Genomic DNA, 14,612 nt, shown 5'->3' with positions numbered 1-14,612 from the left:
AGGGATTTCGGTGCTTAAATATGATAAGAAGGACAACCTTATGATAAAGAGATGGGTGTCTACAAAAAGGAGTGGGCTTTTTTAATGTCTAAAATTATTGCGATTAATGCTGGGAGTTCATCTTTGAAATTTCAGCTACTTACAATGCCTGAAGAAGAAGTGGTTACAAAAGGTTTAGTTGAACGAATTGGACTAGAAAACGGAGTCTTCCAAATCTCAGTTGATGGAGAAAAGAACGAAACGATTACAGATATCCCGAACCATGAAGTAGCAGTTAAGCTTCTACTTGAGAAATTAACTGGACTTGGAATCATTGATTCTCTTGATGAAATTAACGCCATTGGTCACCGCGTTGTACATGGGGGAGAGTTATTTAATGATTCAGTTCTGATCACAGATGAAGTATTAAAAGGAATTGAAACCGTTTCTGAGCTTGCACCACTTCATAACCCAGCTAATATTGTAGGAATCAAAGCATTTAAGGAGATTCTTCCAAATGTTCCTGCAGTAGCGGTATTCGATACAGCATTCCACCAGTCAATGCCTGAAGAATCATTTTTATACAGCCTGCCTTATGAATATTACAAAGAATTTGGTATTCGTAAATATGGCTTCCATGGTACGTCTCACAAGTTCGTATCTGAGCGTGCAGCTGAGCTATTAGATCGCCCAATCGAACAGCTACGTATTCTTTCTTGTCACCTTGGAAATGGAGCAAGTATTGCTGCCATTGAAGGTGGAAAATCAATTGATACATCAATGGGCTTTACGCCACTTGCTGGTGTAACAATGGGAACTCGTTCTGGTAACTTGGATCCGGCACTTATTCCTTTTATCATGGATAAAACAGGCCAAACGGCTGTTGAAGTTCTTGATACGCTAAACAAGCGCAGTGGACTACTCGGTCTAACTGGCTTCTCAAGTGATCTTCGTGATATTCAAGAGAAAGCTGATGAAGGAGATGCACGCGCGGAAACAGCTCTTAACGTATTCACTTCACGTATTCATAAGTACATTGGATCTTATGCAGCACGTATGAGTGGTGTAGATGCCATTGTCTTTACAGCTGGTATCGGTGAAAATAGTGCAACAATCCGTGAACGTGTACTTCGTGGACTTGAATTTATGGGTGTTTACTTTGATCCATCTCTTAATGAAGTTCGTGGAAAAGAAGCATTTATTAACTTCCCACATTCACCCGTTAAAGTGATTATCATTCCAACAAATGAAGAAGTAATGATTGCACGTGATACAGTAAGACTAACAACTGTATAAGCATTCAGATAAGGTGTTATTCTCTTTTCTAAAGAGAGTAGCACCTTTTTTGTATATCTCAGAACATTTTGAGCGGTAGCATCTTGATCTGAACTCAATCATCGATAAAAAAATGTTTAAGAAATATGCAGTTTTCTCTTGCCAAAACGGCAAAGCCTTGTTAAAGTTATGTATATTAATAAGAAAAGATGATTGCTTATGCATTCGATCTTCATCTAAATCATATGTAGATGCATTTTTTTTGAATATGTTTGTATAAAAATAATAAAAAGAGTATGAATATTCATTGGAGGGACTAGTTATGAGTAAAGAGAAAGTGGTTTTAGCTTATTCTGGAGGATTAGATACATCAGTCGCTGTGAAGTGGCTTACAGATAAAGGATATGACGTGATTGCAGTAGGGCTTGACGTAGGTGAGGGGAAAGACCTTGATTTCGTAAAGCAGAAGGCGCTATCTGTTGGAGCAGTTCAATCCTATACAATTGATGCGAAGAAAGAATTTGCAGAAGACTTTGTTCTTCCTGCGCTTCAGTCTCACGCAATGTACGAGCAAAAATATCCACTGGTTTCAGCTCTTTCTCGTCCGCTAATCTCCAAGAAATTAGTTGAGATTGCTGAGCAAACTGGTGCAACAGCTGTTGCTCATGGTTGTACAGGAAAAGGAAACGATCAGGTTCGTTTTGAAGTATCCATTCAAGCACTAAATCCAGATCTAAAAGTATTGGCTCCTGTACGTGAGTGGGCTTGGTCTCGTGATGAAGAGATTGAATATGCAAAAAAACACAACATTCCAATTCCAGTTGATCTTGATAACCCTTATTCAGTGGATCAAAACTTATGGGGCCGTAGTAATGAATGTGGAATTCTTGAAGATCCATGGGCTACTCCACCAGAAGGTGCATACGAGCTAACAGCTCCACTTGATAAAACACCTGATGTTGCAGATGTGATTGAAATTGGATTCGATAAAGGTGTTCCTGTTTCCATTGATGGCGTTGCGTACCCATTAGCAGAGCTTATCCTGCATCTAAATGATGTAGCAGGGAAACACGGCGTAGGGCGTATCGACCATGTTGAGAACCGTCTTGTAGGTATCAAATCACGTGAAGTGTATGAGTGTCCAGGTGCAATTACACTACTTAATGCTCATAAAGAGTTAGAGGACCTTACACTGCCTAAAGAAATGGCTCATTTTAAACCAGTTGTTGAAAAGAAATTAACAGAACTAATCTATGAAGGACTTTGGTTCTCACCATTACAACCAGCACTTCAAGCATTCTTAAAAGAAACACAAAAGTCTGTAACGGGTGTTGTACGTGTGAAGTTATTTAAAGGCCATGCCATTGTTGAAGGTCGTAAGTCGGAGTTCTCTCTATATAACGAGAAGCTTGCTACGTACACACCAGACGATGAGTTCGATCATAATGCAGCAATCGGATTTATCTCACTTTGGGGTCTTCCAACCAAGGTTCATAGCATGATTAATAAAGAGACGAAAAAAGAGGTTACACTGTGACAAAACTTTGGGGTGGAAGATTCACAAAAACTGCTGAGGAATGGGTGGATGCATTCGGTGCATCCATCGGTTTCGATCAGGCCCTTGTTATGGAAGATATACAAGGAAGCATGGCTCATGTAACGATGCTTGGTAAGTGTGGAATTCTGACTTCTGAAGAAACAGAGCAAATTAAAGCAGGCCTTGAAATCTTAAAAGAAAAGGCCAAAGCTGGTGAACTTGAATTCTCCGTTCAAAACGAAGACATTCATTTAAACCTAGAGAAATTTCTAATCGATGAAATTGGACCAGTCGGTGGTAAACTTCACACGGGTAGAAGCCGTAATGATCAGGTAGCCACTGATATGCATTTATACTTACGCAATGAGACAAAGAACATTATGGATGCATTGCGTAATGTTCAACAGGCTCTTTTAAATCAAGCCTCAAATCACGTTGAGACCTTAATCCCTGGTTATACTCATCTTCAGCGTGCCCAGCCTGTTTCGTTTGCTCACCATATGATGGCGTACTTCTGGATGCTTCAACGTGACTTTGGCCGCTTTGAGGATAGCTTAAAACGTGTAAATGTCTCACCACTCGGTGCAGGAGCATTAGCTGGAACAACGTTTCCCATTGACCGTGCATATTCTGCGGAGTTATTAGGCTTTGATAGCATCTATGAGAATAGCTTGGATGCTGTAAGTGATCGTGATTTCATTGTTGAATTTTTAAGTGCTGCTTCTGTGACGATGATGCACTTGTCACGTTTATGTGAAGAATTGATTCTTTGGTCTTCCCAAGAGTTTCAATTTATTGAGATGGACGATGCGTTTGCAACTGGAAGCAGTATTATGCCACAAAAGAAAAATCCGGACATGGCTGAACTGATCCGTGGTAAAACTGGACGAGTTTATGGTGGATTATTCTCACTGCTTACTACATTAAAGGGACTTCCTCTTGCCTACAATAAGGATATGCAAGAAGATAAGGAAGGCATGTTTGATGCAGTTCATACAGTGAAGGGGTCTTTAAAGATCTTTGCTGGAATGATTGATACGATGGACGTGCGGACAGAAGTAATGGAAAAAGCTGTGCACAATGATTTTTCTAATGCGACGGAGCTTGCGGATTATCTGGCGGCAAAAGGGCTTCCCTTCCGCGATGCGCATGAAGTCGTTGGAAAGCTTGTATTAACAGCTATTAACAAAGGTGTATTTTTACTTGATCTTAGCTATGAAGACTTCCAAGCGGCTCATCCGTTATTTGAGCAAGATATCTATGAGGTATTAGAACCAAAAACGGTTGTAGCGAGACGAAATAGTGCGGGTGGAACAGGCTTTGAGCAAGTGAAAATAGCTTTAAAAAAAGCAGCATCTATTTTAGAAAACGAGTAACACATAATTTAGCAAACCTCTTGCCATACTAGAACTGTAAAAAGACTAGTGGCAGGAGGTTTTTGTTATGGCAAAAGAAAATCAAGAAAATGAATGGGTAACTGAAATGACAGAAGGCGAAAAAGAAGTGAATCAACAGCTAATGGATTCCTATAATATGGGAACGATTGAACAAGATGCGAAGCAAGCTACCCCTAAAAAACCGACAAACGAACGGTTTTAACGAGGGTCTATCATGAGATGTCTCAGTCAAATTCTTTTAGGTTTACTAATTTTTATCATTGTGAGCTCTCCTTTGCAAACAAGTGCTAATGGATTTGAGCTTATGGAAGTTTTTTCACTGCGGGTAACTGTAGTTGAAAACGGCACAGAGCACGAATGGGAATATGATAGTCCGAATAAATATGAATATGAAACCGGTCAGAGGGTTGTAAAAGGAAATGTAGCGAAAACAGAAGTTGATCAAATGGTTCAGACGCTTCAAATCAATCGAAATCGTTCGAGAGAGCAGTATAAAGCGATTCTCGAGAAGAAGTTCCCCAAGCTTGAGTCCTTTGATATCCGTTTTATTGATGAAACGGATCATCTATATACATGGGGCTGGTATAAGTCTTGACACATAAAGAAAAACGGTCCCATTTGTTGGGGCCGTTTCTTTAATGTTAGCTCGTTGGCTTCACAATCTGTAATTCCTTTGGATACTTCGTCAATAGCTCATAGCCATCTTCAGTAATCAACACATCGTCTTCAATACGGACGCCACCTTTGTTTGGTAGATAGATACCAGGTTCAATGGTGAATGTCATACCTGCTTTAAGTGTTTCCGTATTTGTTTCATTGATTGAAGGCAGCTCGTGGACGTCAGCACCTAATCCGTGACCAAGTCGATGCGGGAAGTACTCTCCAAATCCTGCTTCTGTAATGGTAGAGCGAGCTTTCCGGTCAAGAGCTCCAAGCTCTGTTCCTGGTTTACAGAGGGAGATTGCTCCGGTTTGCGCTTCTAATACCGTTTGATACACATGGCGAAGTTCATCAGATAAGTCACCATAAGCCACCGTACGGGTAATGTCTGAGCAATAACCATCAAGTACAACACCAAGATCAAATAATACAAGATCTCCATGTTGAATGGTTTTCATGCCCGGTTTTCCGTGTGGATCGGCAGAATTTGCTCCACTAATTACGGTTGTTTGAAAAGCCATCTCTGTAATGCCTTTTCGTTTTAATTCATATTCAATCGTTGCTAAAATGTCAATTTCCTTACGTCCTTCAGCAATCGCCTCAACACCAATTTTGACACCGAGGTCAGCAAGGCCAGCAGCTTCACGTAAAACAGCTATTTCTTTCTCTGATTTGATTGAACGTAAACTCATTAAAGTGGGTTCAGCATCATGCATCTCTTTCATGCCAAACAGAGCTTGAAGCGCCTCGGCTCTTTCAAGAGGAATGAGGCGTTTTTCTACCCATAACGAATCTCCCTTTAAAGAGTAACGTGATAAAGCCTGTCCAAGAACAGTCCAAGGATTATCCGTATCACTGTATGTAAGGATGTCTCCTGTCCACCCTGCTTTTTGAACCAAAGATTTCTCCATGCCTGGTACAATCAAAAAAGGTGCCTCATTTGGTAAAATAATAAGGGCAACAATTCGTTCATGCGGATCCGTTCGGAACCCAGTTAAGTAGAATACATTTTCCTTGCCTTGAATAAAAGCTGCAGCAATCTGTTGATCACGAAGGGCTTGTTGGATGGTTTCGAGTCGTGTGAGTGACATGATGATCCTCCTTTGTTGTTTATTCTACTTTACCATAATTCGTTGAAGTCGAACGAATGTAGCGTTTTAAAGAGCAGATTATCGGTTAGAGATAAGAGTGATGATTTTGATAAAAGGGAGATGAGCGTATGAAGATAAGCTACCACGGACATTCAGTTGTCAAAATTGAAACAAATGGGACAACGATTTTAATTGATCCCTTTATTAACGGCAACGAACAAACCGATTTGAAGGTTGAAGATCAAAAAGTAGATGTCATTTTGCTTACTCATGGTCACAATGATCATGTGGGGGATACGGTAGAACTTGCAAAGAAAAATGACGCATTAGTGATTGGTACCTTTGAGTTGGCTACTTATTTAGGATGGAAAGGTGTGAAAACGCAGCCGCTACATATCGGTGGAGCGCATGAGTTTGAATTTGGCAAAGTGAAATTAACGCAAGCCTTTCATGGGTCGTCTGCGATCGATGAAGAAAATCAAACCATTGTCTACACAGGCATGCCCGCAGGAATTCTTTTTACAGCAGAAGGAAAAACGATTTATCATGCAGGAGACACTGCGTTATTCGGAGACATGAAAATGATTGGTGAGCGCAACAGCATTGATCTTGCTTTCTTACCGATTGGAGATACATTAACGATGGGACCTGAGGATGCGGCAGCAGCGGCAGAGTGGGTTCAAGCCAAAACAGTCGTGCCGATTCACTACAACACGTTTCCTGGAATAGAACAAAATCCTGATGATTTTGTTTCGAGGCTTAAAGCAGGAGTAGGACAAGTGATGCAGCCAGGTGACGAACTAACATTATAATCATAGCAAGACTCGGACCAGCTAAAGGCTGGTCTTTTTTTGTACAAGCTCACATAGGATAGCAGAAAAGGAGTGAGTACAATTGAAACAGCGATATCTCATTTGTTTGTTACTAGCAGGGGTTCTAATCTCATACGGGATTCAATATTTACCTTTAGGAGAGGGAGGAGTGAGCGGTTGGTTTGCGCTTAGTTGGATTGTATTCGCAGGAGTGGTCTTACTGAGTAATCTGTTTGCTTGGATTCGCTCGCATCCTAAGAATCAAGCTCAACAGCAAACGAAAAGTGAAACGGTTCCTACCAGAGTCAGACAAAACGAATACGAATGAACTTGAAGCCCTATTCTTTCAGACGTATAATAAGTCTATACATGAATGATTGATGAGCTGGAAGAATAAGGGCGTGAGAGCAGATGGCTACAAAGCATGAGCAAATTCTTGATTACATAACGCAATTGCACGTGGGCGAGAAAATATCGGTTCGCCGAATTGCCAAAGCTCTTTCCTTAAGTGAAGGTACAGCATATCGGGCAATAAAAGAAGCGGAGAATCAAGGTCTGGTCAGCACGATTGAACGTGTAGGGACCATTCGAATTGAAAAAAAGAAAAAAGAAAACATTGAAAAACTAACATATGCCGAAATCGTTAATATCGTTGAAGGTCAAGTTCTCGGTGGAAAACAGGGCTTGCACAAAACACTAAATCGTTTTGTGATTGGCGCGATGACAAAAGATGCGATGATGCGTTACGTTACTGCAGGTAACTTATTAATCGTCGGAAACCGTTATGACTCACACAAGCTTGCATTGGAAGCCGGTTCGGCCGTCTTAATCACAGGGGGCTTTGATACAGATCCTCATATTGTAAAATTAGCAGATGAGCTGGACTTACCTATCATTTCAACGACCTATGATACATTTACAGTAGCAGCCATGATTAATCGAGCGATTTACGATCAATTAATAAAAAAAGAAATTGTCTTGGTAAACGATATTCTCATACCACTAGAAGAGACTTCGTTGCTCTATACAGACGATGTGGTTCATCGTTGGCATGAGCTTAACGAACAAACTGGACATAGTCGTTACCCTGTTGTGGACAAGCTTACAAAGGTTAAGGGAATGATTGCTGCTAAGGATGTAGTAGACATTTCAAAACAAACGACCATCGACAAAGTGATGACAGCTGACCCAATAACGGTGAGCGAGCGAACATCTGTGGCTTCTGCTGCTCATGTCATGGTTTGGGAAGGAATCGAGTTGCTGCCGGTTGTTGATACCCAAAATCATCTTACAGGTATTGTGAGCAGGCAGGACGTCTTAAAAGCGTTGCAGATGATTCAACGCCAGCCACAAGTAGGAGAAACGATTGAAGACATTGTAGTCAGCCGAATGGAACAGGTTCCTGGTCTAGAAGGTCAGTATCAATGTTTAATCTCGCCACAGATGAGTAATCATCTTGGTACGGTTTCTTATGGGGTGATGACCACACTGGTAACAGAAGCAGGGAGTCGGGTTTTACGGTCTCGTTCTAAAGGTGACTTAGTGGTTGAAAACATGACCTTGTACTTTTTAAAGCCAGTTCAAATTGACAACTTAATCACAGTCATTCCAAATGTCCTGGAGCTAGGGCGAAAGCACGCAAAAATAGATGTAGAGCTTTATGACGCGGAACGAATCGTAGGAAAGGCACTCGTGATGGCTCAATTAATTGATTGATTGGATAAAAAAACAGTAACCCATAAGCCAATCATATGGCTTATGGGTTCAACGGTTTTCATTCAAGACGGCTCTGCCTGAGCAATATAGTGTTTATATGCTTTATAACCATAAATGGTATTGGCAAGTGCAAAAACAATTAACACGAGTCCAATGATAATATCAATGATTCCTCTAGGGATAATAAGTAAATTTAAGCTGAATACAAGTAGGAACACCCCAAGAAAAAGCCTGGAACGCGTTTCATAAATCTTTTTAATTAATGAATCGGGTTTTCTCCATGCTTGGATGCGGTTATAGAGAAAAAAGACACCGGTTAAAACAATTAAAATAATTAATAGCTTGTCCATTGTTCACCCTCCCTAAAAAAACAGATCATACTTGCATTGTAGCGTGACACGTTCGAAATTACTAGATCTTACACTAAATGATTCAAAGGAGCTATTAAAAATGAAGAGCAACATAGTCGATTTTATTCAAGCACATGATACGATCATTATACACAGACATATCAGACCTGATCCTGATGCACTAGGTTCACAATTGGGGTTAGCGGAGCTTTTAAAGAATTCTTATCCTGAGAAACAAATTTACGCGGTAGGCGACGTTGAGCCATCGCTTCAATTCCTAGGTGAAATGGATACGATCTCTGATGAAGTTTATGAAGGAGCACTTGTGATTGTATGTGACAGTGCAACAAAAGAGCGAATTAGCGACGACCGATTCGAAAAAGGTGCAAAGCTCGTTAAGATTGACCATCACCCAAACGAAGAGCCATATGGTGATATAGTATGGGTAGATGTTGCAGCAAGCTCCACAAGTGAGATGATTGTTGAACTGGTGGAACAGTCTGAGTCCCTGCATTTATCAAAAAGCTCATCCTTATTATTGTATGCTGGCATTGTCGGGGACACAGGCAGGTTCAGATATCCAAATACAAAGCCAGAAACGTTACGCCGCACAGCCTTGCTTTTAGAACAAGAGATTGATGTAAATGCTTTTTATGCAGAACTTTATAAAAGAGAGCTAAAAATGACGCGGTTTGAAGGGTATGTATTACAGCATTTCGAAATCTACGAGGGCCAGGTAGGTGTAATGAAGCTACAAAAAGAAGTGCTCAAACAATTCAATGTGACAAGTAACGAGTCTTCCCAATTAATTAATAGCTTTTCATCAGTAGAAGGGCTGATGGCCTGGGTCTTTTTTGTGGAAGAAGAGGACCGAATTCGGGTAAGGTTACGTTCACGTGGACCTGTTATTAATACAATTGCTGCAGAGCATCAGGGTGGCGGCCATGCTTTGGCTTCTGGAGCAACGGCTTATTCCTGGGAAGAAACAGATGAGATTGTGAGTAAGCTTATACAAGCTTGTGAGAGTCATTAAGATTCAAAAAAAGAGGCCTTCAGCAGAAGTCCTCTCCTTACTCTCTTATTCACTTTTCTCTGTCTCAGGGATAAACCATGCGCCTAAATCGGTATGATCTTCTTGGAAAGCCACGCCATCTTCCTTAGCAAGCTTCCGCAGGAGATCAGCAACTTCATTTGTTTCTGCGAAGGCACTTTGACCTGCTTTAAGCTTTGCAAGTTTTTTTCGTGCCATATCCTTACGATTAATGACCATATCTTTACCAGTCATGTCCATAGTGGATGGCCTCCTAACCTCATGTCTATATTCTAGTATAAAGGAAAAGTAAGCTAAATCCAGTCTTTTGATGAAATTTCAGATAAATTAACGATGATCCACTTCAATTTCGGCATAAAGATGCAAGGTTGTAAATAAATACACCTCATTAATTTTCACTCGATAGTTTTTATCTTCGACCGTAAAGGTTTTATTTTCAATGGTACGTATGAGTAAATCTTTTGTATGGTGAACGGACTCTATATCTTTACGTTCTAAATAGGCAAGCTCTGATAAAATGGACTGTCGAATGTCATAAAGGGTTAGTTGATCAAGACTTAGCCGTGAATCCATCTTAAAATGAACTTCGATTTGTTGAATGGTAAGCTTTTTTTGGTTATCCGCATTTTGACTTTTTTGTTCACTAACAAGCTGTTCAATACGTTCCTGAAGCGTTTCAATCTTTAAGTCCTGTTGAATACGTGTAACGATCAGGCCATCATAAATCTGCCCATACTGGTATAAGAAGAAGACCCACCCTAGAATACTACCGAGCATGATTCCAGCAAAAAAACGTAACCAGCCAGGTCGTGACACGTTAGATGGAATTCTCATTATGATAAAGGTTCTCCAACAATCCACTGAATTAAGATTGTACCTGTGTGCGCTCCACATAACGCTGCAAACACCATCATAAGTGTCTTGTAAATATCATCATGAATTCCACTGAAAAGGCCTCTTTCAAGCGTTGTAATCGCATCAAAGGTGCCTCCAAGAGCGGCGACAATGGCCCAAATCTTTAAACTACCTGCTAAATTATGAATGGCGAGTAACGGTGGCTTTCCAAGTAAAAAGGCCCCAATACCGCCTATTAATGCACCACCAATAATGACACCAAATGCAACAAAGAAATCAATTACAAGTGTTGCAAGCATTTCTCTCGTCAATTTAGGCGCCTCCTCTTATAGGGTCGTCCTTATATATATGAGTCAAGCTATTAAAAGTATGACAGTTTATTGATTAGTTAAAGAAAGGAGGATGAAAACATGGGTGCTGTTCAGACCGCGATCTATAGTGAATACAGTTTATTGAACTCATCTATACAGATAGATGAACTTGTTCAAACCGCTAAACAGCGTGGGTATAGTGCGCTAGCGCTGACTGATCATCACGTGATGTATGGTGCGGTTCCTTTCTATCAGGCATGTGTGAACCATGGTATGAAACCACTCATTGGTATGGAAATTACCGTATCTGAACCAACTAAGAAAGGTCATGATGAATCCTTCCCTCTTCGTGTGATTGCGAAATCAAATCAAGGCTATCGACACTTATTAGAGCTCGCCACAATGCTTGGAATGAAAGAAGATCGTGAGCAATATATAACAAAGCAAGAGTGGCTAGCAGCTGAGGTTACAGACTGTGCCGTGATTATTCCCTATAAACAAGTATTTGTGTCTCGGTGGATTAAAGCGAACAATCAAAAGTCGATTGTCCAATGGATGGATAGTTGGCGAGGTGCTCAACAATCGTGGTATCTCGAATTAATGTTGGACGGCGATGAGACGTATCAGAACCAGTTAGCGATGTTTGCCGAGCAGGAGAATATTCATTTGATTGCGGCTAAACCAGTACGTTATCTAAACAAAGAAGATCATTCAAGCTACAAGTTGTTGCGAGCAATTGATCTAGAGATTCATCCAGATCAAATTGAGCTTGAAGATGGTAGCTTACCATCTGCTGATGAGATGACTCAATGGTTCCATGCTTTTCCGCAGGCTCTTCAAAATAGTGAAGAGCTAGCTGATTCAATCAATCTCTCATTACCTTTAGACCGTCAACTACCTAAATATCCACTTGCGGCTCAGTCATCATCAGATTATTTACGCTCGTTATGTGAGCAAGGCTTACGTGAAAGATATACGAATCAATCGAACATGGAGTCTGTCAAGGAACGGTTAGAATACGAATTATCAGTTATTCATGAGATGGGCTTTAACGACTATTTTCTAATTGTATGGGATTTTATGAAGTTTGCCAGAACCGAAGGCATCTTAGCTGGTCCGGGACGTGGCTCGGCAGCTGGATCACTCGTTGCGTATTGCTTATATATTACACATGTAGATCCTATTCACTACAATCTGTTATTTGAGCGATTTTTGAATCCTGAACGAGTTACGCTTCCAGACATCGATATCGATTTTCCAGATCACCGTCGTGACGAAGTAATTGAATATGTCCAACATAAATATGGTTCACATCACGTGGCGCAAATTCTTACGTTTGGTACGTTTGCAGCACGGGCTGCGCTGCGGGCGACTGCAAAAGTAATGGGGACCGAACCAGGGTTACTTGAACGAGTAGTAAAGGAAGTACCAGCAACTCCGAAAATGACGATTCAAAAGGCGCTTAATCAAAGCAAAACGCTCTATCAGCTTTATGTCGATAATCATGAAGCAGGAACATTAATAGATGCGGCTAAAACCATTGAGGGGTTACCAAGACATACCTCAACACACGCAGCTGGCGTCATTATAAGTGCGGAACCGTTAACGAATCGAGTAGCGCTCCAAAGAGGTAGGGACCGTGTAGCCCTAACACAAGCCTCTATGGAGGTTGTTGAAGAGATTGGATTGTTAAAGTTCGACTTTCTTGGTCTCAGAAATTTAACACTGCTCGAAACAATTGCAGCAACGATCAAGCAACAAACTAAGCAATCGTTCTCACTCCAGGATCTCCCAATAAATGACCGTGCGACGTTCGCATTACTTGCAAGTGGGAATACAACTGGAATCTTTCAATTGGAATCTGATGGGATGAGAAGTGTATTAACTCGACTAAAACCTACTGAATTTGAAGATATCGTTGCGGTGAATGCCTTGTACCGACCGGGTCCTATGGATTATATTCCCGTTTACATTGAAGGGAAACAACAGAAGCGAACGATTGATTATTTGCATAAAGATGTTGAAGCGATCCTGAAGCCTACATACGGCGTCCTCGTTTATCAAGAGCAAATCATGCAACTCGCAGCAAAGCTTGCTGGCTATTCATTAGCTGAGGCTGATCTTCTCAGAAGGGCCATCAGCAAAAAAGACGAAGGGTCGCTTCATCAACAAAAGGAGAATTTTGTTTCTCGTGCAATTGATCTTGGGTACGATGAGTCCACTGCCACACGTGCGTACACATTAATTGAACAATTCGCAAATTATGGGTTTAATCGAAGTCATGCGGTTGCTTACAGTCTTTTAAGTTATCAGCTTGCGTATGTAAAAACCCACTATGCTTCAGCATTTTATACTGCACTTCTTTCATCTGTATGGCATAATCAAGAGAAGTTAGCATTATACCTAACCGAAGCTAGGCAACAGGGACAAACGATACTACCTCCATCTATTAGTAAAAGTGGACACTTATTTACAAATGATGAGAAGGGAATTCGGTTTGGATTGCTGTCTATTGAACATGTTGGTGTAGGTGCAGTACAAGAATTAATTCGTGAGCGTTCAATAAGGCCATTTGAACATTTATTTGATCTTTGTACAAGGCTACATCCACAGATTGTGTCTAAACGAGCGCTTGAGAGCTTGATTAAAGCAGGTGTATTTGACGAATGGGAACTCGAGCGATCCACACTGTTGCATTCGTTAGATGAGGCGGTTGAGTACGGAGAAAGCGTAAGAGAGTTTCAAGCAGAAACAGAAGGATTATTCACACTTAATCCTGACTTGCCTGATTACTTAGAGGCTGTGCCTCTGCTTCCTACAGAAAAGCTGATGTATGAGAAGCAGGCACTTGGCTTTTATTTGTCCGGACATCCTGTTAGTGAATACAAACAGGTGTTAAGTCAGTATCATCGCGTGACAATTGAACAAGCCATTACGAAAAAAGGAAAGGTGCGAATCGCGGGTTTGGTAGAAGATGTACGTCGAATTACAACCAAAAAAGGAGACCCGATGGCATTCTTAAAGCTTGGCGATGAGAGTGGTCATTGCGAAGTGACTGTTTTTCCTAAAGCATGGAAAGAGTGTGGAGAACTACTAAAGCCAAATGGTCTGCTTTTTCTTGAAGGGAAAATGGATGATAGCCGTGATAGACAGCAATTTATTATGGATCAGGCAGTCCCGTTAGATAAACTAAAGGGAAGACATAACAAACGTCTGTTTATCCGGTTAAATAAACAGTTACCCAGCCAATGGACACAAATTGAGCCCGTGCTTTTAGAGTCAAAGGGGAACACCCCAGTCGTGCTTTTTTTTGAGGATACAAACGAAAGAGAAGCACTATCAAATGAGTATAATATTGATCTGAATCAACCTCTTCTGACTAGATTAAAGCACATTGTTGGAGAAGAGAATCTTGTTGTACAATGACGAGAAAAGAAATAAGAGATTCATAGACTTTTTAAACTAAAAAAATTGAGATTTTCTGAACTTAGCTTTCCATGTACTTGGCGGGTCCGAAACTTTTGTTTATAATAAATGTGTTTGTTAAAGGATGGACCCGGTATAGGTCAGCGTATATA

15 protein-coding genes are annotated in these 14,612 nt (G+C 40.8%); 10 read left to right on the top strand and 5 right to left on the bottom strand.

The window, feature by feature from the left end:
* Window positions 1-84 precede the first annotated feature (84 nt).
* The 5 genes from ACQKKO_RS12160 to ACQKKO_RS12140 all read left to right on the top strand — a co-directional run bounded on the left by ACQKKO_RS12160 (window position 85) and on the right by ACQKKO_RS12140 (window position 4,783).
* Complete coding sequence (locus ACQKKO_RS12160; RefSeq protein WP_498647522.1) at window positions 85-1,275, top strand: acetate kinase; 1,191 nt, start codon at window positions 85-87, stop codon at window positions 1,273-1,275.
* 301 nt (window positions 1,276-1,576) lie between these two features.
* Window positions 1,577-2,791, top strand: coding sequence for an argininosuccinate synthase (locus ACQKKO_RS12155; RefSeq protein WP_498647518.1), 1,215 nt, complete (start codon window positions 1,577-1,579; stop codon window positions 2,789-2,791).
* Window positions 2,788-4,167 (top strand): argininosuccinate lyase, encoded by a 1,380-nt coding sequence (gene argH / locus ACQKKO_RS12150; RefSeq protein ID WP_498647516.1) that lies wholly within the window; start codon window positions 2,788-2,790, stop codon window positions 4,165-4,167. Before ACQKKO_RS12155 ends, argH begins: the two co-directional genes overlap by 4 nt.
* Window positions 4,168-4,234: 67 nt before the next feature.
* Window positions 4,235-4,390 (top strand): hypothetical protein, encoded by a 156-nt coding sequence (locus tag ACQKKO_RS12145; RefSeq protein WP_498647514.1) that lies wholly within the window; start codon window positions 4,235-4,237, stop codon window positions 4,388-4,390.
* A gap of 12 nt (window positions 4,391-4,402) precedes the next feature.
* The gene (locus ACQKKO_RS12140) at window positions 4,403-4,783 is read left to right on the top strand and encodes a hypothetical protein (protein ID WP_498647512.1); all 381 of its coding nucleotides are present in this window, start codon (window positions 4,403-4,405) and stop codon (window positions 4,781-4,783) included.
* Window positions 4,784-4,829: 46 nt separating this feature from the next.
* On the opposite strand, the gene ACQKKO_RS12135 is transcribed toward ACQKKO_RS12140, so the two are convergent.
* Complete coding sequence (locus ACQKKO_RS12135) at window positions 4,830-5,939, bottom strand: M24 family metallopeptidase (protein WP_498647510.1); 1,110 nt, start codon at window positions 5,937-5,939, stop codon at window positions 4,830-4,832.
* 128 nt (window positions 5,940-6,067) lie between these two features.
* Between ACQKKO_RS12135 and ACQKKO_RS12130 the strand changes: the two genes are divergently transcribed.
* The 3 genes from ACQKKO_RS12130 (at window position 6,068) to ACQKKO_RS12120 (ending at window position 8,467) form a co-directional block, all read left to right on the top strand.
* Window positions 6,068-6,751 (top strand): metal-dependent hydrolase, encoded by a 684-nt coding sequence (locus tag ACQKKO_RS12130; RefSeq protein ID WP_498647508.1) that lies wholly within the window; start codon window positions 6,068-6,070, stop codon window positions 6,749-6,751.
* 82 nt (window positions 6,752-6,833) lie between these two features.
* Window positions 6,834-7,079 (top strand): hypothetical protein, encoded by a 246-nt coding sequence (locus ACQKKO_RS12125; protein ID WP_498647506.1) that lies wholly within the window; start codon window positions 6,834-6,836, stop codon window positions 7,077-7,079.
* Between the two features lie 83 nt (window positions 7,080-7,162).
* Window positions 7,163-8,467, top strand: coding sequence for a DRTGG domain-containing protein (locus tag ACQKKO_RS12120; RefSeq protein ID WP_498647504.1), 1,305 nt, complete (start codon window positions 7,163-7,165; stop codon window positions 8,465-8,467).
* 62 nt (window positions 8,468-8,529) lie between these two features.
* Here the strand turns inward: ACQKKO_RS12120 and ACQKKO_RS12115 are convergent, their stop codons facing one another.
* Window positions 8,530-8,817: a YtpI family protein gene (locus ACQKKO_RS12115; RefSeq protein ID WP_498647502.1), complete on the bottom strand. Its 288-nt coding sequence runs from the start codon at window positions 8,815-8,817 to the stop codon at window positions 8,530-8,532.
* 100 nt (window positions 8,818-8,917) lie between these two features.
* Between ACQKKO_RS12115 and ACQKKO_RS12110 the strand changes: the two genes are divergently transcribed.
* Entirely contained in the window at window positions 8,918-9,850 is a 933-nt protein-coding gene (locus ACQKKO_RS12110; protein ID WP_498647501.1) for a DHH family phosphoesterase, read from the top strand.
* 45 nt (window positions 9,851-9,895) lie between these two features.
* On the opposite strand, the gene ACQKKO_RS12105 is transcribed toward ACQKKO_RS12110, so the two are convergent.
* From ACQKKO_RS12105 to ytrH, 3 genes are all read right to left on the bottom strand, one after another.
* The gene (locus tag ACQKKO_RS12105) at window positions 9,896-10,108 is read right to left on the bottom strand and encodes a YtzJ family protein (protein ID WP_479822366.1); all 213 of its coding nucleotides are present in this window, start codon (window positions 10,106-10,108) and stop codon (window positions 9,896-9,898) included.
* Between the two features lie 87 nt (window positions 10,109-10,195).
* Window positions 10,196-10,702, bottom strand: coding sequence for a sporulation membrane protein YtrI (gene ytrI, locus ACQKKO_RS12100; protein ID WP_498647497.1), 507 nt, complete (start codon window positions 10,700-10,702; stop codon window positions 10,196-10,198).
* Window positions 10,702-11,034, bottom strand: a complete 333-nt coding sequence (gene ytrH, locus ACQKKO_RS12095; RefSeq protein ID WP_479822362.1) for a sporulation membrane protein YtrH — start codon at window positions 11,032-11,034, stop codon at window positions 10,702-10,704. Before ytrH ends, ytrI begins: the two co-directional genes overlap by 1 nt.
* A 99-nt stretch (window positions 11,035-11,133) precedes the next feature.
* On the opposite strand from ytrH, the gene dnaE reads away from it, so the two are divergent.
* Window positions 11,134-14,460 carry a DNA polymerase III subunit alpha gene (gene dnaE / locus ACQKKO_RS12090; protein WP_498647494.1) on the top strand — a complete coding sequence of 1,109 codons (3,327 nt, stop codon included), beginning with the start codon at window positions 11,134-11,136 and terminating at the stop codon, window positions 14,458-14,460.
* The last annotated feature ends 152 nt before the right edge of the window (window positions 14,461-14,612 follow it).

The sequence above is a fragment of the Alkalihalobacillus sp. NPDC127517 genome, assembly GCF_050276055.1.
Lineage (GTDB): Bacteria > Bacillota > Bacilli > Bacillales > Bacillaceae_D > Alkalicoccobacillus.
The sequence above is the reverse complement of the archived record's forward strand: the minus strand, read 5'-3'. Positions and strand labels throughout refer to the sequence as shown.